The organism is Geodermatophilus tzadiensis (assembly GCF_003002915.1).
GTDB classification, from domain to species: domain Bacteria; phylum Actinomycetota; class Actinomycetes; order Mycobacteriales; family Geodermatophilaceae; genus Geodermatophilus; species Geodermatophilus tzadiensis.
In genome coordinates, this window is the sequence record NZ_PVTG01000001.1 from 204,467 (window position 1) to 224,167 (window position 19,701).

Annotated in this window: 19 protein-coding genes; 9 read left to right on the forward strand and 10 right to left on the reverse strand. The window is 77.4% G+C overall.

The features are described 5' to 3' along the window. Positions 1 to 21 precede the first annotated feature (21 nt). Positions 22 to 462, forward strand: a complete 441-nt coding sequence (locus LY71_RS00980) for an NUDIX hydrolase (RefSeq protein WP_245887579.1) — start codon at positions 22 to 24, stop codon at positions 460 to 462. A gap of 16 nt (positions 463 to 478) precedes the next feature. Here LY71_RS00980 and LY71_RS00985 read toward each other — a convergent pair whose 3' ends face one another. Then, positions 479 to 1,048 (reverse strand): MaoC family dehydratase, encoded by a 570-nt coding sequence (locus LY71_RS00985; protein ID WP_245887580.1) that lies wholly within the window; start codon positions 1,046 to 1,048, stop codon positions 479 to 481. 68 nt (positions 1,049 to 1,116) lie between these two features. On the opposite strand from LY71_RS00985, the gene LY71_RS00990 reads away from it, so the two are divergent. Both LY71_RS00990 and LY71_RS00995 read left to right on the forward strand, forming a co-directional pair. Continuing rightward, positions 1,117 to 1,605 carry a hypothetical protein gene (locus LY71_RS00990; RefSeq protein WP_106275120.1) on the forward strand — a complete coding sequence of 163 codons (489 nt, stop codon included), beginning with the start codon at positions 1,117 to 1,119 and terminating at the stop codon, positions 1,603 to 1,605. Then, on the forward strand, positions 1,602 to 2,543 hold the full coding sequence (locus LY71_RS00995; RefSeq protein ID WP_245887581.1) for an MFS transporter permease: 942 nt from the start codon (positions 1,602 to 1,604) through the stop codon (positions 2,541 to 2,543). The genes LY71_RS00990 and LY71_RS00995 overlap by 4 nt, the downstream gene beginning before the upstream one ends. 12 nt (positions 2,544 to 2,555) lie before the next feature. On the opposite strand, the gene LY71_RS01000 is transcribed toward LY71_RS00995, so the two are convergent. Next, the gene (locus tag LY71_RS01000; protein WP_106275121.1) at positions 2,556 to 2,849 is read right to left on the reverse strand and encodes a WXG100 family type VII secretion target; all 294 of its coding nucleotides are present in this window, start codon (positions 2,847 to 2,849) and stop codon (positions 2,556 to 2,558) included. A 152-nt stretch (positions 2,850 to 3,001) separates the two neighbouring features. On the opposite strand from LY71_RS01000, the gene LY71_RS01005 reads away from it, so the two are divergent. Next, positions 3,002 to 7,195 (forward strand): FtsK/SpoIIIE domain-containing protein, encoded by a 4,194-nt coding sequence (locus LY71_RS01005; RefSeq protein ID WP_146146035.1) that lies wholly within the window; start codon positions 3,002 to 3,004, stop codon positions 7,193 to 7,195. Between the two features lie 8 nt (positions 7,196 to 7,203). Here LY71_RS01005 and LY71_RS01010 read toward each other — a convergent pair whose 3' ends face one another. From LY71_RS01010 to LY71_RS01025, 4 genes are all read right to left on the reverse strand, one after another. Then, positions 7,204 to 7,716 (reverse strand): DUF6912 family protein, encoded by a 513-nt coding sequence (locus tag LY71_RS01010; protein WP_106275123.1) that lies wholly within the window; start codon positions 7,714 to 7,716, stop codon positions 7,204 to 7,206. Between the two features lie 87 nt (positions 7,717 to 7,803). Then, positions 7,804 to 9,186 carry a WS/DGAT/MGAT family O-acyltransferase gene (locus LY71_RS01015; protein ID WP_106275124.1) on the reverse strand — a complete coding sequence of 461 codons (1,383 nt, stop codon included), beginning with the start codon at positions 9,184 to 9,186 and terminating at the stop codon, positions 7,804 to 7,806. A gap of 50 nt (positions 9,187 to 9,236) precedes the next feature. Then, a complete protein-coding gene (locus LY71_RS01020; RefSeq protein WP_106275125.1) occupies positions 9,237 to 10,526 on the reverse strand; it encodes a CpaE/TadZ family protein in 1,290 nt (429 codons plus the stop codon). Next, positions 10,526 to 11,449, reverse strand: a complete 924-nt coding sequence (locus tag LY71_RS01025) for an SAF domain-containing protein (RefSeq protein ID WP_106275126.1) — start codon at positions 11,447 to 11,449, stop codon at positions 10,526 to 10,528. Before LY71_RS01025 ends, LY71_RS01020 begins: the two co-directional genes overlap by 1 nt. Positions 11,450 to 11,658: 209 nt before the next feature. Between LY71_RS01025 and LY71_RS23865 the strand changes: the two genes are divergently transcribed. After that, positions 11,659 to 11,973 (forward strand): helix-turn-helix domain-containing protein, encoded by a 315-nt coding sequence (locus LY71_RS23865; RefSeq protein ID WP_245887582.1) that lies wholly within the window; start codon positions 11,659 to 11,661, stop codon positions 11,971 to 11,973. A 3-nt stretch (positions 11,974 to 11,976) separates the two neighbouring features. Here the strand turns inward: LY71_RS23865 and LY71_RS01035 are convergent, their stop codons facing one another. Next, positions 11,977 to 12,540: a hypothetical protein gene (locus LY71_RS01035; protein ID WP_106275127.1), complete on the reverse strand. Its 564-nt coding sequence runs from the start codon at positions 12,538 to 12,540 to the stop codon at positions 11,977 to 11,979. A gap of 88 nt (positions 12,541 to 12,628) precedes the next feature. Between LY71_RS01035 and LY71_RS01040 the strand changes: the two genes are divergently transcribed. Together LY71_RS01040 and LY71_RS01045 are read left to right on the forward strand one after the other, a co-directional pair. Beyond that, entirely contained in the window at positions 12,629 to 13,318 is a 690-nt protein-coding gene (locus tag LY71_RS01040) for a LysM peptidoglycan-binding domain-containing protein (protein ID WP_106275128.1), read from the forward strand. Between the two features lie 70 nt (positions 13,319 to 13,388). Continuing rightward, positions 13,389 to 13,934 (forward strand): Rv3235 family protein, encoded by a 546-nt coding sequence (locus tag LY71_RS01045; RefSeq protein WP_106275129.1) that lies wholly within the window; start codon positions 13,389 to 13,391, stop codon positions 13,932 to 13,934. Positions 13,935 to 14,009: 75 nt separating this feature from the next. Here the strand turns inward: LY71_RS01045 and secA are convergent, their stop codons facing one another. Both secA and LY71_RS01055 read right to left on the reverse strand, forming a co-directional pair. Next, a complete protein-coding gene (gene secA, locus LY71_RS01050) occupies positions 14,010 to 17,099 on the reverse strand; it encodes a preprotein translocase subunit SecA (protein ID WP_106275456.1) in 3,090 nt (1,029 codons plus the stop codon). Between the two features lie 60 nt (positions 17,100 to 17,159). After that, positions 17,160 to 17,861: an SDR family NAD(P)-dependent oxidoreductase gene (locus LY71_RS01055; RefSeq protein ID WP_106275130.1), complete on the reverse strand. Its 702-nt coding sequence runs from the start codon at positions 17,859 to 17,861 to the stop codon at positions 17,160 to 17,162. A 42-nt stretch (positions 17,862 to 17,903) separates the two neighbouring features. Between LY71_RS01055 and LY71_RS01060 the strand changes: the two genes are divergently transcribed. Next, entirely contained in the window at positions 17,904 to 18,296 is a 393-nt protein-coding gene (locus LY71_RS01060; RefSeq protein WP_106275131.1) for a pyridoxamine 5'-phosphate oxidase family protein, read from the forward strand. A gap of 10 nt (positions 18,297 to 18,306) precedes the next feature. Continuing rightward, the gene (locus tag LY71_RS01065; RefSeq protein WP_106275132.1) at positions 18,307 to 18,930 is read left to right on the forward strand and encodes a GNAT family N-acetyltransferase; all 624 of its coding nucleotides are present in this window, start codon (positions 18,307 to 18,309) and stop codon (positions 18,928 to 18,930) included. A gap of 44 nt (positions 18,931 to 18,974) precedes the next feature. Here LY71_RS01065 and hpf read toward each other — a convergent pair whose 3' ends face one another. Beyond that, positions 18,975 to 19,667 carry a ribosome hibernation-promoting factor, HPF/YfiA family gene (hpf, locus tag LY71_RS01070; protein ID WP_106275133.1) on the reverse strand — a complete coding sequence of 231 codons (693 nt, stop codon included), beginning with the start codon at positions 19,665 to 19,667 and terminating at the stop codon, positions 18,975 to 18,977. Positions 19,668 to 19,701: the final 34 nt, after the last annotated feature.

Consider the following 19,701-nt stretch of genomic DNA (forward strand, 5'->3'; position numbering starts at 1 on the left):
TGCCGCCGTAGGCTCGCGCGCGTGCCCGCCTCCGCCGCCGGCGAGGACCCCGGCGTCCCCGCACCGCCGGTGCAGGCCTGCGTGGGGGCCGTGGTCCTCGACGACGCCGGGCGGCTGCTGCTGGTGCGCCGGCGCAACGAGCCCGGCCGCGGGCTGTGGTCGGTGCCCGGCGGCCGGGTCGAGCCCGGGGAGTCGCTGGCCGGTGCCGCCGCGCGGGAGGTCCGGGAGGAGACCGGGCTCGACGTGCGGGTGGGCGCGGAGGTCGGGCGGGTGCGGATCCCCGGTGACGGCGTCGTCTACGACGTCGTCGACTTCGCGTGCACGCTGACCGGCCCCGCACGGCCGGTCCCCGGGGACGACGCCGACGCGGTGCTGTTCGCCGACGCCACCGACCTCGAGCGGCTGACCTGCACGCCGCGGCTGCTGGAGACGCTGCGCGGCTGGGGCGCGCTGCCGGTCTGACGGTCCGCCCCGGGCGTCAGCCGCGGGGCCGCGGCTCCGGGCGGCCGGGCTGCTCGCCGCCGCGGGCCTCGCCGTAGGAGCGCTTGGGCACCATCACCTTGCGCCGGAACGTGCAGACGACGGTGCCGTCCTGCTTGTAGCCGATGGTCTCGACGTGGACGACGCCGCGGTCGTCCTTCGACCTCGACTCGGTCTTGTCCAGGACGGTCGTCTCCCCGTAGACCGTGTCGCCGTGGAAGGTCGGCGCGACGTGCCGCAGCGACTCGACCTCCAGGTTGGCGATCGCCTTGCCCGAGACGTCGGGGACGCTCATGCCCAGCAGCAGCGAGTAGACGTAGTTGCCGACGACGACGTTCTTGCCGAAGTCGGTGGTCTCCGCCGCGTAGTGCGCGTCCAGGTGCAGCGGGTGGTGGTTCATCGTGATCAGGCAGAACAGGTGGTCGTCGTACTCGGTGACGGTCTTCCCGGGCCAGTGCTTGTAGACCGCGCCGACCTCGAACTCCTCGTAGTACCGGCCGAACTGCATCTGCGCGCTCCCGACGACGTCGTGGGTGGGCGGGACCCGCGCGCGGGGGCGTCCCGGCACGGGCGGCCCGTGTGCCACGGCGCGCGCCGGTGACCCGTCTGGACGGCCGCCGATCCTACGATGCCCCGGTGGTCCAGCTCTCCCGCGCCGTCGACCCCGCGGAGGCGGAGGTGGTGCGGCTCTCCCCCGCCGGGCGGCGCGCCCGCCTGGCCGCGACCGCGGTCGTCCTGGCGCTCCTGCTGGCCGGCACGGTCTGGGGCACCGACGCCCACTTCCCGTTCGGCCCGTTCAAGATGTACTCGACCCGCGCGGCCAACGACGCCCCGGTCGTGTCCACCCGCGTCGTCGGCCTGACCGGCGACGGCCGGGAGGTGCGCCTGTCGGGGGGCGAGGTGGGGCTGCGGCGGGCCGAGTTCGAGGGCCAGCTGCCGCGCCTGGTCGAGGACCCCTCGCTGCTGGTCCTGCTGGCCGACACCTACGCCGAGCACCACCCCGGCGGGCCGCAGCTGGTCGAGGTGCAGGTGGTGCTGCGCCGCTTCGAGCTCGTCGACGGCCAGCGCACCGGCGCGTGGGCCGACGAGGTGCTCGTCGAGCAGGAGCTAGAGGTCGGCCCGTGAGCACCACCCTGCCCACCGCCGAGGCCACCGCCCGGCCGACCGGCCGGCGTCCCCTGGCCGTCCTGCGCGGCTTCTGGACGCGGCCGGTGCCGCTCGCGCGGATCGCGGTCTTCCGCACCCTCGCCTACCTGTTCGTGCCGGTCGACGTCTTCCTCACCACCGCGTGGGTGAGCGCCCACGCCGACGTGCCGACCGCCTACTACCAGCCGCTGGTCGTCGGCCGGCTGCTGTCGCTGCCCACGCCGACCCCGACGGTCGTGCTCGTCGTCCAGTGGGCCCTGGTGGCCTGCGCGCTGGCAGCGGCCACCGGTCGCGCCCCCCGCCTGCTCGGCTCCGCGGTGTTCCTCCTCTACCTCGAGTGGATGGTCATCGCGATGAGCTACGGCAAGGTCGACCACGACCGCATCGCCTACCTCGTCGCCCTCGCCGTGCTGCCGACCATCGGCGTGGCCCGCTGGCGCGACCGCCGCTCGTCGGAGGCCGCCGGCTGGGCGATGGCCGCGGTGTTCGTCACCGTGATGCTCACCTACTTCCTCGCCGCCTGGGCGAAGATGCGCTTCGGCGGCTGGGACTGGGCGACGGGCTCGACGATCACCCGCGCGGTCATCCGCCGCGGCACGGCGCTCTCGGACTGGACGCTGGACGTGCCGGGCCTGCTCACGGCCGCGCAGTGGGGCATGCTCGTCGCCGAGTTCGCCGCGCCGCTGATGCTGCTGGTCCGCTCCGACCGGGCCCGGGTGGCGCTGGTGGTCTTCCTGCTCGGCTTCCACCTGATGGTGTTCGGCGGGTTGCGGATCATCTTCCTGCCGCACTGCGTGGCGATCCTGTCGATCCTGCCGTGGGAGCGCGCACCGGAGGCCCTCGCCGCGGTCCGCTCCCGGCTGGGACGGTCGGCCGGGCAGGCCGGCGGCGTCCCCGCCGCGGCCCCACCCGGCTGACCGGCCGACCGCTCAGAGCAACGCACCGATGCGGGCCGCCGTGTCCGCCTCGTGCTGCTGGTAGGAGCCGGCCACCTGGCCGAGCAGTCCGCCCATGCCGGTCAGCGCGTCGCTGACCCCCTGGGCGGAGAGCCGCCACTGCTCGTAGAGCGCGCTGAACTGCACGGCGGCCTGGCTGTCGGTCCAGCCGTCGAGCACCGAGGTGGTGACGCTGCTCGACAGGGTCGCGTGGCGCGACGCCGTCTCGGCCGCCTCGGCCTGGCACTGCCCGGCCATCGACTGCAGCGTGGCGATGTCGACCTTCATGGTCCCTCCCGTCCGGTCCGGGTCCCTCCCGGTGGCAGCGGACGGTAGGCCGGTCCGGCCGGGTGGCCGGCCCGCCCGTCCACAGCCCCCCGCCCGTCCACAGCCGGTCGGGCCGCCGTCTGCGACGGCCGGGAGCCCCGCAGGGTCGGCGCGTGCCCGACGTCCCCCTCGCTGCCGAGCTCCGCTGCTGGACCGTCGTGGGCCCTGCCGGGCCCGTCGACGTCGAGGTCCGGGCCGCGGACCACGCCCGGCTCGACACCGTCCTGCCCGTGCTCGCCGCCGCCCTCGGGGCCCCGGCGGCGGGCCTGTGGTCGGGCAGCAGCCGGCTGGCCGACGACCTGCCGCTGGACGACGCCGCCCTCGCCCACGGTGCCGTCCTCGGCCTCGGCCGGCCGGCCGCGCGTCCTGGTACGCCCGGGCAGAGCCCGCTGGAGCTGCACGTCGTCGGCGGCCCGGCGGCCGGCACCACCGTGCCGCTGGTCGCCGGCCGGCACGTCCTCGGCCGCGGGACCGCTGCCATGCTGCCCCTGCCGGACGCCGGTGTCTCCCGCCAGCACGTGGTGCTCGACGTGGGCGCCGGTGGCATCAGCGTGACCGACCTCGGCTCCACCAACGGCAGCCGGCTCGACGACGCCGACCTCGGCCCCGGCCCCCGGGACTGGCCCGCGGGGACGGTGCTGCGGCTGGGCAGCAGCTCCCTGGCGGTCACCGGCCCCCGCGACGGCCCGGCCGGGGTCCGCCCCGCACCGGCGGGCCGGGTGTCCCTGCAGGCCGCGCCGCGCCCCGTCCCGCTGCGACCGGAGGTCGAGGTCCGGCTGCCCGACGCCCCCGTGGCCGCCTCCCGGCGGCGGCTGGCCTGGGTGGCCGTCGTCCTCCCGGCCGCCGCGGGCGTCACGATGGCGTGGCTGCTGTCGGCGCCGACGTTCCTGTTCTTCGCGCTGCTCAGCCCGATCGTCGCGGTGGCCACCTGGCTCTCCGACCGGTGGAGCGGGTCCCGCGGCGGGCGGCGGGCGGCCGCCGTCCACGCCGAGGAGACCCGCGTGGCCCGCGCCCGCCTGGCCGAGGCCGTGCGCGCCGACGTGCGGGCGGCCCGCGCCACCTCACCGGACCTCGCCACCCTCGCGACGGCGGCGCGGCGGCGGACCGGCCTGCTCTGGCACCGCGGCGCCGCGGACGCCGGGACGCTGGTCGTCCGGCTGGGCACCGGTGCCGGCGTCACGCGGGTCCGGCGGGTGGAGGAGGGCCGGCGCGAGCCCGAGACGGCGGCCGACCTGCCGGTGACCGTCGACCTGCGCCGGACCGGCGGGCTGGCCGTGACCGGCCCGCGCGGCCCCGCACTGGACGTCGTCGCCGGGGTCCTGGCCCAGCTGGTGACCCTGTCCCCGCCCGGGGACGTCGACGTCGCGGTGCTGACGACGGCCCGGCGGCTGGCCGACTGGGCGTGGGCCCGCTGGATGCCGCACCTGTCCCCCGGCGCCGTGCACGTCCGCCCGGACGCCGCGGAGGAGGCCGCCGCGGCCGACGCCGCGCTGCTGTCGTGGCTGCGCGGTGTGGCCTCGGGCGGGCCGCGGCCGCGCGCCGGCGACCCGGGCGCGCCGGCGCGTCCCCGCCCCGCCCGGTGGCTGGTCGTGCTCGTCGACCGGCCGGTCGACCCGGCGCTGCGGGCGGCGCTGCGCGACTGCCGGGAGGCCGGCGTGGTCGTGCTGGGTCCCGCCGACCGGGCCGACGAGCTCGCGGGTGCCGAGGCCGTGCTGCAGGTCGCCGGCGAGACCGGAGACACCGGGCTGCTCGACGGGGACGGCGCGGACCGCACCGAGCTGGCCGTGGACCGCCTGCCGCGCGCGGTCGCCGCACGGCTCGCCCGGGACCTCGCTCCCCTGGCCCCGGTCCGCCCGTCGGCGGGACTGCCCGCGGTGGTCCGGCTGCTCGACCTGGTCGGGGGCGGCCCCGGTGCGCCCGTGGCCCCGGAGTGGTCCCGGGACCGGGGGGCGCTGCGTGCCCGGCTGGGGATCGGCGTGGACGGCGTGGTCGAGGTCGACCTCTGCCGCGACGGCCCGCACGCCCTCGTCGCCGGGACGACCGGGTCGGGCAAGTCCGAGCTGCTGCGGACGCTGGTCGCGGCCCTGGCGCTGGCCCACCCGCCCGACCGGTGCTCCTTCCTGCTCGTCGACTACAAGGGTGGAGCCGCCTTCGCCGAGGCCGTGGCGCTGCCGCACACCGTCGGCGTGGTCACCGACCTCGACGGCGCGGCGACAGCCCGGGCCCTGCGCTCGCTCACCGCCGAGCTCGTCCGCCGCGAGGCCGTCCTCGCCGCCGCCGGCGTGGCCGACGTCGCGGCGCTCCCCGCGGACGTGGCGCTGGCCCGGCTGGTGATCGTCGTCGACGAGTTCGCCGGGCTGGCCGAGACGCTGCCGGAGTTAGTGTCGGGCCTCGTCGGGATCGCCCAGCGCGGTCGCTCGCTGGGAGTGCACCTGGTGCTGGCGACCCAGCGGCCCGGTGGCGTCGTCTCACCGGAGATCCGCGCCAACTGCTCACTGCGCCTGTGCCTGCGCACCACCGGCGAGGCCGACTCCCGCGACGTGCTCGGCGGTCCCGAGGCGGCGGCGGTCCCCGTGGACCGCCCGGGCCGCGGGTTCCTCCGGATCGGCAGCGACCGCCCGGTGCCCTTCCAGTCGGCCCGCGTGGCCCTCGCCGACCCCGAGGAGGTCCCCGGACCCGCCGTGCGGCGCTGGGCGTGGCCGGTGGTGCCACCGCCACCACCCGATCGGGAGGAGCCCGCAGCCGGCCCGTCGGCCCTCTCCCGGGTGACCGCGGCGGTCACCGCACACGCGCGGGCCGCGGGTCTGCCCCCACCGCACCGGCCCTGGCAGCCGCCGCTGCCCGGGCGGATCGACGCCGCCGAGCTCGGCGGGGCCGGCCGCGCGCCGACGGAGCTCCTCGTCGGCCTCGTCGACCACCCGGACCGCCAGCGCCGGGAGCCGCTGGTGCTCGACCTGGCCCGCGGCGGTGGCTGGCTGGCCGTCGGCGGACCCCGCAGCGGCCGGACGACGCTGCTCCGGACCGTGCTGGCCGAGGCAGTCGACCGCCTGCCGCCAGGCGGGCTGCACGTCCACGTCCTCGACCACGGCGGCGGCGCCCTGGCTGCGGAGGCGGCGCGGCTGCCGCACACCGGGACGGTGGTGGAGGCGGCCGACGCGCTGCGCACCGTCCGCCTGCTCGCGCGGCTGACCGAGCACACGGCCGCCCGCCGGGCCGGCGGGGTGGCCCCCGGCCCGGCGGTGCTCCTGCTCGTCGACGGCGTCGAGTCGCTGGTGGCCCAGCTGGACGAGGCGGTGCCGGGCTCGGGGTCGGCGGACCTGCTGCGCCTGGTCCGCGACGGCGCGGCCGCCGGCCTGACCTGCGTGCTGACCGGGGACCGCGCGGTGCCCGGGGGCCGGCTGGCCGCGGCGGCGGGGACCCGGCTGGTCCTGCCGCTGCCCGACCGGGCCGACTACGCCGTCGCCGGGGTCCCCGTCCGCGCGGTGCCCGCCGAGCGGCCGCCCGGCCGGGCCCTGCTCGGAGAGCAGGCGCTGGAGTGCCAGCTGGCGCTGCCCCGGCCGCTGCGCCCGGCGGCGGGCCGCTCCCTCGGCCCAGCACCGGTGCGCATCCCCCTGCTGCCGCCGGATCCCCGGCTGTCGGCAGCCGAGGCGGACGGCGGGCCCGACGCGGTGCCCCTGGGCCCCGGCGGCGACGAGGGCGCCGTGCTCAGGGCCGACCTGCGGCGCGGAGGCGGGCTCTTGATCGTCGGGCCACCGCGCAGCGGCCGGACGACCACCCTGGACGCCCTCGCCACGACGCTGCTGCGGTCGGGCACCGCGGTCGCCCGGCTGGTCACCGGCCGGCGGGCGACGGGCCGCGGACCCGCCGGCGCCACCGCGCTGGCCGCCGACGACCCGGCGGGCTGGCGGTCGTGGCTGGCGGCGCTGGGCGGTCCGGGCGCGGTGCTGCTCGACGACGCCGGCACGCTCGCCGACTGCGCGGTCGTCGCGTCGATGACCACGGCCGGCCTGGCCGACGCCGACGTGGTGGTGCTCGCCGCCGGGACGGCGGGTGAGCTGTCGGCCGCCTTCCGCGGGCCGGTGGCCGACCTGCGCCGGTCGCGCAGCGGCCTGCTGCTGTGCCCGGGTCCCGGGGACGCCGACCTGCTGGGCACCCGGCTGCCGCGGACGCCGGTGCCGGTCCGGCCGGGCTCGGGCTGGGTGGTCACCGCGGGGACGGCGCAGCGGGTGCAGGTGGCCCGCCACCGGGGTCCGGCACGAGCCGGCGGCGCCGGGGACGGACCGGCCGGGAACCGGGCGGCGGCGTGAGCGGCGGCTCAGAGCAGCTCGAGCGCCGCGCCGATCTCCTGCGTCGCGTACCAGGCGAGGTCGTGGCCCTCGGCCTGGTCCACCACGAACTGGGCGTCGTCGCTGCCGAGGTCGGCCTCCAAGACCACGGCCACGGCCGCGCGGACGTCCTCCTCGGCCTCGGCCCCGTCGACGTGTGCGCTGGCCACGTCGGCGAGTGCGACGTCGGCGGTGACCCGGACCGCGCCGGGCTCGGTGTGCGGGTCGTCGAGCGGGGCGACCGCGGCGTCGGGGACGTCCGCGGCGAGGACGACGCGGCGGCGCGCCGCGGTGGGGTCGACGTCGATGAGCCGGAGGCTGGCGCGGGCGGCGGCCAGGAGCGCGGCGTACTCGAGCTCCTCGAGGTCGGCCTCGGCGTCACTGATGGCGTAGAACTCCCGCAGCCGGGGCGTGACGGCGAAGGCGGTGTGCGGCCCGGTCAGCCGTCCCTCGTCCACGAGGGTGCGCAGGACGCTCGTCGTCGCCGGCAGGTAGATCCGCACCCGGCGGCTCCCTTCGTCGGTGGGACGCCGACGGTAACCCGCGGCCACCCGCCGCCGGGGAGCGCCCGGGACGCCGCCGGGGCTGCGTCAGCGCACCGACTCGGTGAGCGCGGCGACCTCCTGCTCGACGAGGTCGGCGAGCACGTCGACGTCGCCGACCCCGTCGCGGTCGGCGTTGAGACCGACGTAGACGTGCCCGTCGTAGCTGGTCATGCCCACGGCCAGGCCCTGGCCGCCCAGCAGCGGCACGACGGGGAAGACCTCCAGCATCCGCGCGCCCGCCGCGTACAGCGGCACCTGCGGGCCGGGCACGTTGGTGACGACGAGGTTGAACAGCCGCCGCGACAGGCCCCGGGCCGCGCGGGCGCCGAGCGCGTGCAGCGTCGGCGGGGCGAAGCCGGTGAGCGCGATGAGCGTGTCGGCGCGCACCGAGCGGCCGGAGTGGGTGACCCCGCGCATCGCGTAGCTCAGCCGCGCCAGGCGCACCCACGGGTTGGGCTCCCCCACCGGGAGGTCGACGAGGTGGGCCGACACGCTGCTGCCGGGGAGCTCCTGGTCCTCACCCTGCTCCGACACGGGCACCAGCGCCCGGATCGCCGTCGAGGCCAGCACCGGCTCGCCGCGGGAGAGCAGCCAGTCGCGCATCGCCCCGGTGAGCACGGTGAGCAGCACGTCGTTGACCGTCCCGCCGTGGGCCTTGCGGATGCTCCGCAGGTCCTCGAGGGACGCCCGCGCGACCGCGACCCGGCGCTGCCGGCCGACCGTCCGGTTGAGCGGGCCGTGCCGCGGGGGCACGACCGCCGACTGCGCGGCCCGGACGAGCCCGCCGGCGACGCCGCGGACGCGGGCGGTGGTCGAGCGCAGGTCACCGACCGCCGACCAGGCCCCCTCCACGGCCGACGCCGGCCGCTGCACGTACTCGCCGAAGGCGTCGAGCACCAGCTCCACGCGCCCCGGCAGCCGGCGCGGCGCCCAGTCGTCCGTGGGCGGGACGGCGACGTCCGGCGCCGGCTCGAGCAGCACCTGGGCGATGTCCACCGCGCCGAGGCCGTCGACCAGCGCCGGGTGCGTCTTGGTGACCACCGCGACCCGCCCCTCGGCCAGACCCTCGACGAGGTAGACCTCCCACAGGGGGCGGTTGCGGTCGAGAGGACGCGAGGTCACCCGCGACACCAGGTCCAGCAGTTGCTGCTGGGTGCCCGGGCGCGGCACCGCCGAGCGCCGCACGTGGTAGGCCACGTCGAAGTCCGGGTCGTCGGCCCACACCGGGTTGGCCAGGCGCCCGGGCACCTGCACGATCCGCTGCCGGTAGCGCGGCACCAGGGGCAGCCGGGCCTCCACCAGGTCGGCGAGGGCGTCCAGGCCGCCCGCCACCGGCTCGAGGACCAGCACGCCGGCGACGTGCAGCGGGGCGCCGTCGTCCTCCAGGTAGAGGAACGACGCGTCCAGGGTGCTCAACCGCTCGGTCATCGTCCCCCTCCGGATCGGGCCCCCACGCTACGGGGCGGCCGCGACGGCGGTCACCCCGCGCGACGGCCCCGCCGCCGACCGGCTGCCGGCTCGGGTACGCGCGCCAGCCCGGCGGCCAGCGACCGCAGCCCCGCGCGCAGCGGCGACCCGGCCGCCACCTCGGCCAGGGTGCGGCCGGACGCGAGCACGGCGTCGGTGGCCCGCCGGTCGGCGGGCAGGAAGGCGCGGACCGGCCGGCCGGCGAAGCGCTCCAGCGCCTCGGCGATCTCCCGGTGCGGGTCGCCGGGCACCGGCCCGCGCCGGACCTGGTTGACCACCACCGCGGGCTCGACCTCGGGCAGCACGTCGCGGAGCTGCCCGAGCGCCCGGATGGTGCGCTGCAGGGCGACGGGGTCGGCGCCGCTGACGCACAGCACCTCGTCCGCCTCCTCCAGCACGGTGAGGGTCGCCCCGTTGCGGCGGGGCGCGGCGGTGTCGAAGGACAGCTCCTCGTCCTCCTCGAGGTTGAAGGCGCAGTCGACCACGGTGAGGTCGGCGACCCGCCGGGCCTCCGCCAGCACGGCGGCGACCGCACGCGGGCGCAGCTCCGGCCAGCGGTCGGCGCGCGCCAGCCCGGTGAGCACGCCCAGGTGCGGGCGCACCGACCAGGCGAGGCGGCCGAGCGCCGCCTCGTCGAGGGTGCCCGCGGCCGCCTGCCGCGCGGCACCGGCGAGCCCCGGCGACTCGTCGAGCAGGCCGAGGACCTGGGCGACCACGCCCCCGTACACGTCGGCGTCGACGAGCAGGGTGCGCACGCCCAGCCGGGCGGCCTCGTCGGCCAGGCCGACGGCGACCGTCGTCCGGCCCGGCGCACCGGTCGGTCCCCACACGGCCACCACCCGCCCACCCGGCGGACGCCGCGCACCGGAGGTCGGCTCGGGGACGTCGCGGGCGGGCAGCGCCGCGCGCGGGTCGGCGACGTCGCGTCCGGTGGGCAGCCGGCCGGCCACGGCCTCGCGCAGCGTGCGGACGACCTCCTCCGGGGAGGCGTCGGCCGGCAGCACGGTGGCGACGCCGAGTGCGCGGAGGCGCTCGGCCGCACGCTCGTCGCCGGGGTCGGCCAGCCCGACGACGGCGACGCCGGCCGCCGCGAGCCGGGCGACCGCCTCGCCGTCGAGCCGCCGCAGGTCGGCCGAGAGCAGCGCGGCCTGCGCCGTGCCGGTGGCCGCGGTGGCGAGCAGGTCGGGAGCGTCGACGCAGCGGCGGACGACGGTCACCCCGTGGTCGGCGCGGTCCAGGGCGCCGACGAGCGCGGACTCCCACGCCGCCCCGGTGACGGCGGTGACCACCTGCAGCGCCATCAGGCCGTCGGCCCGGCCGGTGCGGCGGGCGCCGGCGCGGCACCCGGGTCCGGGGCCGGCACGGCAGGGACGGCGCCGGGCGGTGCCGCCGGCGGCACCGGGGCAGGCGCGGGAGCGGGCGTCGGTGCGGGTACCGGCGCGGTCGCGGTCCCCGTCGTCGGCGAGGCGGACGGCCGGGCCGGGGACGGCGTGGCGGCGGCGTCCGGGCGGGCGTCGGGACCAGCACCGGGACCGGCGTCGGGACCGGCATCGACCGACCCGTGCACGACCACGACCAGCGGCCGCCCGCCGATCGCGCCGAGCACCCCGGGCGCCTCGGCCGCCGGGACGGAGACGACCACCTGGACGGTCGTGGTCGCCGTCGACAGGACACCCTCGGCGCGGCCGCTCACCGCCTGCACCGGCGCCGCCCGCACGACAAGGACGACGCCCTCCCCGGTCGTCGTGCCCGCGGGGTCGGTGACGCCGTACACGTCGACCACCTGCCCTCGCTCGAGCCCCGGCGGGACGTAGCCGGCCTGCACCGGGAGGGCCACCTGCACCAGCTCCTGCGGCTCCTCGAGCGCGGTGCGCGGCAGCAGCTCGCCCGCCCGCACGGCCCGTGCCAGGGTGCGGCCCGCAGGGTCGGTGCCGGTGGAGAGGTAGGCGCCGGCCGCGTCGCCGAGCCGGACGTCGACGGCGACCAGGTCGCCCGCCCCCAGCACGGTGCCGGCCGCCAGGTCACCGGCCACCGACCACACCGGCACGGTGGCGTCGGCGGCGGTGACCACCCGGGCGCCGAGCAGCACCGAGCCGAGCACGAGCAGCACGCCGAGCACCAGGCGCAGGTCCAGCCAGCGCGGCGGGCGGACCCGGCGGGGCACCGGGCCGGTCGCGGGCTCGTCGGCGGCTGCGGCCGGGGCCGTGCGGGTCGCAGCGCTCACCCGGCGTCTCCTCCTCGTCGCGGGGGCTCCCCCGGATCCCCGCCGTCCCGGCGGAGGTACCTCGCGGCCGGCGGTCCGGCGCGGTCGGACGCAGATGATGCGCTACGGACGCAGGTGCGTGCACCGGCTGTCCACACGTTCGGGTGTGGACGGGATGCGCCCGGGTGAGTGCGGTCCTGACAGACTGACCGCGAACGGACGGAGACCCCATGCCCTCACCGCGGTTCCTGACCCTCGACGACGTCGCCGAGATCCTCAACGTCTCCTGGTCGCAGGCCTACGCGCTCGTGCGGCGCCGGGAGCTGATCGCCATCCAGATCGGCGGCCGCGGTCAGTGGCGGGTCGAGGTCGACGAGCTCGAGCGCTTCATCCAGCAGAAGTACGCCGAGGCACGGGCCGGCGCGGTGCCCGCCGCCGACGAGCTGACCGCCGCCCCGACCGCGGACGAGCAGCCCGAGTCCCCCGCCACGGCACCCGGGTCGGCACCCGAGCCGGCGCCCGCCCGGAGCCGCCGCCGCGGCTGAGCCTCAGGCGGTGCCGGGCGCCAGCGTCCGCACCGCCACCACGGCGCCGAGCGCCACCGCGCGCACCGCGCGGACCGCGCCGGCCCGGCGGAAGTCGTCGGCGGCGTGCTCGGCCAGCTCGACGAAGTCGGCGCCCACCCGGTCGAGCGTCCCGGTCAGCACGCCGTCGTCGTCGAGCACCACGGTCACCGGACTGCGGTCGCGCACCAGCCCGCGCAGCACCCGCCGCAGGTCCACCGTCACCGGCGACCCCGCCTCCGGCGCCGCCGTCGCGCGCACCAGCCCGGCCACCGCCAGCACGGCCGGCAGGGCGACCAGCACCTCGCGGCCGGCGTCGTCCTCGAGCAGCAGCCAGTCCGGCCCCCGCTCGGCCAGCCGCCCGGCCACCTCCCCCGCGCCACGGCAGCGCAGCGACACGCGGCGGCCCAGCGCGCCGCCGAGCCGGTCGGCCAGCCGGACCGCGCCGGTCTCCGCGCGCGCCCGGGAGGGCAGCTGCGCCCACTCCTCGGCCGCCTCGGCCGCCTCGAACTCCGCCTGCAGGTCGGCGAACAACTGCTGCCAGCGCATGACTCCGAGCCTAGATGCACACTGACTCTTGCGTTTGGATGCGTTTGCTTGCTTCAGTACCTCGTCGCCCGCACCTGAGGAGGTCCCCGTGTCGATCCGTCGACTCGCCGCCACGACGGCGGCCATGGCGGCCGTCGCCGCGGTCCTGGGGGTGCTCACCCCCGACCTCGACCGGCTGGTCCCGCCCGGTGGCGACCTCCAGCGGGTCGTCGACGTCGCCGGTCCCGAGGCGCTGCTGCTCGGCGGGGTCGCGGCCCTGGCCTGGGCCGTGTGGGCCTGGGGCGCTCTCGGCCTGGCGCTCACCGCCCTCTCCGCGCTGCCCGGGTGGGCCGGCGCGGTGGCCGGCGTGCTGCTGCGCCGGGTGCTGCCCGCGTCGGGACGGCACGCCGCCGCACTGGCCCTCGGCATCGGGCTGACCACCGTCGTCGCGCTGCCCGGGCCGTCCGCGGCACCGGCGCCGGCGGTGGTCGCGACCGCCGGCGCGGAGAGCCCGACCGGCGTGCCCGACTGGACGGCCGGCCCCGCGGCTGCGGTGCCGGGGACGGCACCGGTCGCCGTCCCCGACTGGCCGGCCCCCACGCCCGGCGACCACGTCGTCCTGCGCGGCGAGTGCCTGTGGTCGATCGCCGAGGCCGACCTGCGGGCGCGCACCGGCGCCGAGCCCGGGGACGGCGAGGTTGCCGCCGCCGTCGGCCGGTGGTGGGCGGCCAACGCGGCCGTCATCGGCGACGACCCCGACCTGCTGCTGCCCGGGCAGGTGCTGCGCCCGCCGTCCTGAGCCCGCTCCGCCACCGCCGACGACGGCCGCTCCCCCGGCCCGTCCCCGCCGTCCGACCCCGGGAGCCCCCGTGTCCGCACCCGTCGTCCCCCCGCCCGCACCCGCGCCGCTGCGCCGGCTGCACCTGGCCGTCGTCCCGGCCCTGCACCCGGCCCTCGACGGCCCGGCCGTGCCGCTGGTCGACCCCGCCACCCCGCCGCCGCGGCCGCCGCACCGGCCCGGCCCGCGTCCGAGCCCGCCGGGGGTGCACCGGGCACCGGTCGACCCCTTCGGCCCGGCCTGGTCGGTGCGCGCCGACCTGCCCGACCCGCGCGCGGCCGGGCGCACGCTGTTCACCACCGTGCTGGAGGCGCTGGCCGGCCGGCGGCCGCTGTCGCAGGTGCAGCGGCTCACCACGCCGGGCGTCCACGCGGCGCTCGTCCGCGGACGGCGGCCGGCCTGGTGCACGAGCGGCACCGCGCCGCTGCTGTTGGGCCCGGTGCACGTGTGCGAACCGGTCGACGGCGTGGCCGAGGTCAGCGCCGTGGCCCGCCGGGGCGGCCGGGCGCACGCGGTGGCCGCGCGGCTCGAGGGCGTCGACGGGCGCTGGCGCTGCACCGCCCTGTCGATCGGCTGACCGGGGCGGGTCCCGCGGTGACGGCGGGCGGGGACCGGGAGGTCCCCGCCCGCCGTCACCGGAGGGAGCGCGGCCTCAGCGGCCCGCCGCCCCGTGGCAGACCTTGTACTTCTTGCCCGAGCCGCACGGGCACGGCGCGTTGCGGGCCGGCTCCTTGGTCCCGGTGACCGTGGCGGTCTTCGCCGCCTTCGCCGGGCCGCTCTCCTTGGGCGAGGCGTCCAGCGAGGGCGCCGAGTAGCTCAGGTCCTCCGTGTGCCGCGGCTCGTCGAGGCCCTTGACCGCGAGCTGCGGCCCGGTGCCCGAGGGGCTCGGCGCCTCCTCGGCGGGCGCGGCCGGGGCGGCGTTGCGGGCGGCGTGCCGCCCACCGGGCCGGTTGGCCGGGGCGCCGGTCGAGCGCCGGGCCGCGGGCTTGGCCGCCGGCTTGGTCACCGACACCGGCGCGGCGGCGGGCGCCACGGGCGCGGCGCCGTCCCCGTCCGCCGGCGGTGCGGGCGCCTCCGCCGGAGCGGCGGGCGCGGTGGCCGGAACAGCGGGCGCCGCGGCGGCCTCGGCGGCCTTCGCGGCCGCGGCCTGGCGGGCCAGCACACGGGCGGTGCCCTCCTGCGCGGCAGCGAGCGCCTTGGCCTCCGCCTCGGCCTGCTGCGCCCGGGCCTCGGCCTCCTGCTGCTCCTTGGTCTTGACCTCCAGGTTGAACAGGAAGCCGACCGACTCCTCCTTGATGCCGTCGAGCATCGCGTTGAACATGTCGTAGCCCTCGCGCTGGTACTCCACGACCGGGTCGCGGTTGGCCATCGCGCGCAGGTGGATGCCGGCCCGCAGGTAGTCCATCTCGTAGAGGTGCTCGCGCCACTTGCGGTCGAGCACCGACAGCAGCACCCGCCGCTCGAGCTCCCGCATGACCTCCGCGCCCAGCGCGGACTCCCGCTCCTGGTAGGCGCGGTGCACGTCGTCGAGCAGCTCCGAGCGCAGCACGTCGGCGGTCAGCGCGGCCTGCTCGCCGTCGGCGACCCGGTCGAGCAGGTCGGGCACCGTCAGGCTCACCGGGTAGAGCGCCTTGAGCCCGGTCCACAGCTGCTCGAGGTCCCAGTCCTCGGCGTAGCCGGTCTCGGTGGCGCCGTCGACGTAGGCGCCGACGACGTCGTCGAGCATGTGCTGCACCTGCTCGTGCAGGTCCTCGCCGTCGAGCACCTTGCGGCGCTCGTCGTAGATGACGGTGCGCTGCCGGTTGAGCACCTCGTCGTACTTCAGGACGTCCTTGCGGACCTCGAAGTTCTGCTGCTCGACCTGCGTCTGCGCCGAGCGGATGGCCCGGGTGACCATCTTCGACTCGATCGGCTGGTCGTCGGGGACCCGCAGCGTGGTCATCATCGACTCGAGCATCGGGCCGTTGAAGCGGCGCATGAGGTCGTCGCCGAGGGAGAGGTAGAAGCGCGACTCGCCGGGGTCGCCCTGCCGGCCGGAGCGGCCGCGCAGCTGGTTGTCGATGCGGCGGCTCTCGTGCCGCTCGGTGCCCAGCACGTAGAGACCGCCGACGTCGGCGACCTCCTCGTGCTCGGCCCGGACCTGGTCCTTGGCCGCCTGCAGCGCCTCGTCCCAGGCGGCCTCGTACTCCTCCGGGGTCTCCGAGGGCGACAGGCCGCGGGCGCGCAGCGCCTCGTCGGCGATGAACTCGGGGTTGCCGCCGAGCTGGATGTCGGTGCCGCGGCCGGCCATGTTGGTGGCCACGGTGACCGCGCCGAGCCGCCCGGCCATGGCGACGATCGAGGCCTCCCGCGCGTGGTTCTTGGCGTTGAGCACCTCGTGCGGGATGCCCTTGCGCAGCAGGAACGTCGACAGGACCTCGGACTTCTCGACGCTGGCGGTGCCCACGAGCACCGGCTGGCCGGCCTCGTGCCGCTCGGCGATGTCGTCGATGACCGCGTCGAACTTGGCCTTCTCCGTCTTGTAGATGACGTCGGACTGGTCCTGGCGGACCATCGGCCGGTTGGTCGGGATGGGGACGACGCCCAGCTTGTAGGTCTGGGAGAGCTCGGCCGCCTCGGTCTGGGCGGTGCCGGTCATCCCGGAGAGCTTGGCGTAGAGCCGGAAGTAGTTCTGGAGGGTGATCGTGGCGAGCGTCTGGTTCTCGTCCTTGATCTTCACCCCCTCCTTGGCCTCGATGGCCTGGTGCATGCCCTCGTTGTAGCGGCGCCCGGCCAGCACGCGGCCGGTGAACTCGTCGACGATGAGCACCTCGCCGTTGCTGACGATGTACTGCTGGTCGCGGTGGAAGAGCTCCTTGGCCTTCAGCGCGTTGTTGAGGTAGCCGATCAGCGGGGTGTTGACCGCCTCGTAGAGGTTGTCGATGCCGATCTGGTCCTCGACGAACTCCACGCCCTCCTCGGTGACGGCGACCGTGCGCTTGGCCTCCTCCACCTCGTAGTGCACGTCGCGCTGCATCAGCGGCACGATCCGCGCGAACTCGACGTACCACTTGCCGGCCGTCTCGGCGGGACCGCTGATGATCAGCGGGGTGCGTGCCTCGTCGATGAGGATGGAGTCGACCTCGTCGACGATCGCGTAGTGGTGCCCGCGCTGGACCAGGTCGGCCTTGCTCCAGGCCATGTTGTCGCGCAGGTAGTCGAAGCCGAACTCGTTGTTCGTGCCGTAGGTGATGTCGCAGGCGTACTGCTCGCGGCGGTGCGCCGGCTTCTCCCCGGACAGGATCGTGCCCACCGACAGGCCGAGGAAGCGGTGCACCCGGCCCATCCACTCGGCGTCGCGCTTGGCCAGGTAGTCGTTGACCGTGACCACGTGCACGCCCTGGCCGGTCAGGGCGTTGAGGTAGGCCGGCAGCACGCCGGTCAGCGTCTTGCCCTCACCGGTGCGCATCTCCGCGATGTTGCCCAGGTGCAGCGCGGCACCGCCCATGAGCTGCACGCGGAAGTGCCGCTGGCCCAGCGTCCGGCTCGCGGCCTCGCGGACGACGGCGAAGGCCTCCGGCAGCAGCTGGTCGAGGGTCTCGCCGTCCTCGAGGCGCGCCTTGAACTCGTCGGTCTTCGCGCGCAGCTCGGCGTCGGTCAGGTCGGCGACGTCGTCGGAGAGCAGCTCGATCGCGTCGGCGATCCGTTCCAGTCGACGGACGAGCTTGCCCTCACCGGCCCGGAGGATCCTCGAGAACACCACGGACACCAGCGTAGGCGGCTCCCGCGGCGAGTCGGGGAGGCAGCGCCCGGTCCCGGGCGGTCAGCGGCGGACCAGCCGCTTCTCCCCCGGGTCGAGCACGACCTCCCGCGCCCCCTCGCGCAGCCCGTCGAGGACGGCGGCCACGACCTCGTCGCGGTCGTGCCCGGCGGGCAGCCGCGGCGGGGTCCCGGCGAGCGCCCGGTCGACCAGGCCGGTGTCGACGTGCGGGGGCCGCACGTCGAGCACGGCGACCGACCGGCTGCGCAGCTCGCGCCGCAGCACCGCGGCCCACGCCGAGAGCGCGGCCTTGCTCGCCGAGTACTCGGCCATGCCCAGCGTCGGGGCGTCGGCCACGATCGCCGACAGGAGCACCACGGCACCGCCGTCGGCCAGGTGCGGCAGCGCGGCGCGCACCAGGCTCATCGGGGCGAGCGTGTTGACCGCGAACAGCTCCTCGGTGACGGCGTCGTCGGCGTCGGCGGCCGGCCCGAAGGCCACCACGCCCCAGGCGACGACGACGGCGTCCAGGCCGCCCAGGGCGTCGGCGGCCGCGTCCACCGCGCCGCGCACGGACTGCACGTCGACCGCGTCGGCCGCGCGGGCCGGGACACCGCCGAGCTCGCCGGCCAGCGCCTGCAGCCGCCCCTCGTCCCGCCCGGTGAGCGCCACCCGCGCGCCGGCCCCGGCCAGCGCCCGCGCCAGCTCGCCGCCCAGCACGCCCGTCGCACCGGCCACCAGCACCCGCGCCCCCGCCAGCTCCACGCCCGGCCGGTGCCCGTGCCGGAGGCCGCCTAACCTCCTGACGTGGCCCACGACCTGCACGATCTCGGTCCGGAACTGCTCGGCTTCCTCACCGAGCGGCACCTGGCCACGCTGACCACGCTGCGCGCCGACGGCAGCCCGCACGTCGTGCCGGTCGGCGTCACCTACGACCCGGACACCCGCACCGCGCGCGTGATCACCTCCGCCGGCTCGGCCAAGGCCCGGCACGTGCGCGCCGGGCAGTCGCGGGTGGCCGTCTGCCAGGTCGACGGCCGCCGGTGGGTGACCCTCGAGGGCGCGGCGGTCGTGCGCGACGACCGGACCGCGGTCGCCGACGCCGAGGCGCGCTACGCGCGGCGCTACCGGCAGCCCCGGGAGAACCCGGCGCGGGTGGTCATCGAGATATCGGTCGACCGGGTCCTCGGCAACGCGTGACCATCACGGCATGACTGCTCCTCGGCCCCGTCCGGAGGCTCGTCGCGAGCGTGCGAGCGACGAGAGGGACGGGGTCCTCTCCCTGACCGGTGTCGACCTGACCACCGAGGTGGTGCGCACCGCCCGTCTGGTGCTGCGGCCCCACCGGCCGGACGACGCCGACGCCGTGTTCCGTGCCTGCCAGGACGCGGACACCCAGCGGTGGCTGCTGGCCCTGCCCGTGCCCTACACGCGCGAGGTGGCCGAGGAGTTCGTCACGGCGGTCTCACCACGCGGGCGCGCGGAGGGCCGGGAGCTGTCGTGTGCGATCGAGGCCGACGGCGAACTGGTCGGCTCCTGCGGTCTGCACCACCTGGAGGACGGGCGCCGGCTGGGCCCGGAGGTCGGCTACTGGATCGCGCCGTGGGCCCGCAGACGGGGCTACGCCACCGAGGCGGCCCGGGCACTGGCCGACTGGGCGCTGGACCGGGGCGCGCACCGGGTCCACCTGCTGGCCGACGTCCGCAACGGGACCTCCCAGGCGGTCGCCGAGCGGGCCGGCTTCGTCCGCGAGGGCGTCGTCCGCTCCTGCCTGTCCTACCGCGACGGGTCCCGGGCCGACGCCGTCCTGTTCGGCCGGCTGCCCGGCGACTGACGTGGCAGAGGCCCGGCCGGTCGGGCCGGGCCCCTGCCGCGGTGTCAGCGGGGGACGGCCGCGGGCTCGGCCGGTTCGTGACGGGCGCTGTGCTGCTCCCCCAGGGGCGGCTCGACCAGCCGGATGAGGCCGTAGTCGAAGGCGTGCCGCCGGTAGACGACGGTCGGCCGTCCCGTGTCGGCGCACTGGAAGAGGAAGAAGTCGTGCCCCACGAGCTCCATCTCGTGCAGGGCCTGGTCGACGGTCATCGGCACGGCGGGGTGGTGCTTCTCGCGCACCACCTGGCCGGGCAGGTGCTCGTCGAGGTCGGTGTCCGGTGGCTCGGCGGCGACGTCCGCGACCGCGCCGTCGACGAGGCCGAGCGCCGGTGTCTCCAGCGGTGCTGCCTCGGTGGCGCCGGACACCCGCACGCTGGGCGGGGTGCGCCGGCCGTGGTGGACGCGCCGGCGGTCGTTCGCCCGGCGCAGCCGGTTGTCGAGCTTGCCGCAGCTCAGGTCGAGCGCGGAGTAGAAGTCGGGTCCGGAGGCCTCGGCGCGGACCACCGGCCCCTTGCCGCGCAGGGTGATCTCGACGCGTTGGCAGCTGTGGGACTGCCGGGGGTTCTTCTCGTGGAACAGCTCGACGTCGATGCGGGACAACTTGCCGTCGAACCGCTCGAGCTGACCGACCTTGTCCTCGACGCGCTGCCGGAAGTGCTCCGGCACCTCGACGTTGCGGCCACGTACCACGATCTCCATCAGACCTCCCGGTCGTCGTCGGGTGTGACCGAGA

Bases quoted from the DNA above. Each gene is read 5' to 3' on its own strand.
- LY71_RS01015 (WP_106275124.1), bottom strand. From the start codon at position 9,186: ATGACCGAGCGGTTGAGCACCCTGGACGCGTCGTTCCTCTACCTGGAG.
- LY71_RS01035 (WP_106275127.1), bottom strand. From the start codon at position 12,540: ATGCGCTGGCAGCAGTTGTTCGCCGACCTGCAGGCGGAGTTCGAGGCG.
- hpf (WP_106275133.1), bottom strand. From the start codon at position 19,667: ATGGAGATCGTGGTACGTGGCCGCAACGTCGAGGTGCCGGAGCACTTC.
- LY71_RS01020 (WP_106275125.1), bottom strand. From the start codon at position 10,526: ATGGCGCTGCAGGTGGTCACCGCCGTCACCGGGGCGGCGTGGGAGTCC.
- LY71_RS01065 (WP_106275132.1), top strand. From the start codon at position 18,307: ATGACTGCTCCTCGGCCCCGTCCGGAGGCTCGTCGCGAGCGTGCGAGC.
- LY71_RS01000 (WP_106275121.1), bottom strand. From the start codon at position 2,849: ATGAAGGTCGACATCGCCACGCTGCAGTCGATGGCCGGGCAGTGCCAG.
- LY71_RS23865 (WP_245887582.1), top strand. From the start codon at position 11,659: ATGCCCTCACCGCGGTTCCTGACCCTCGACGACGTCGCCGAGATCCTC.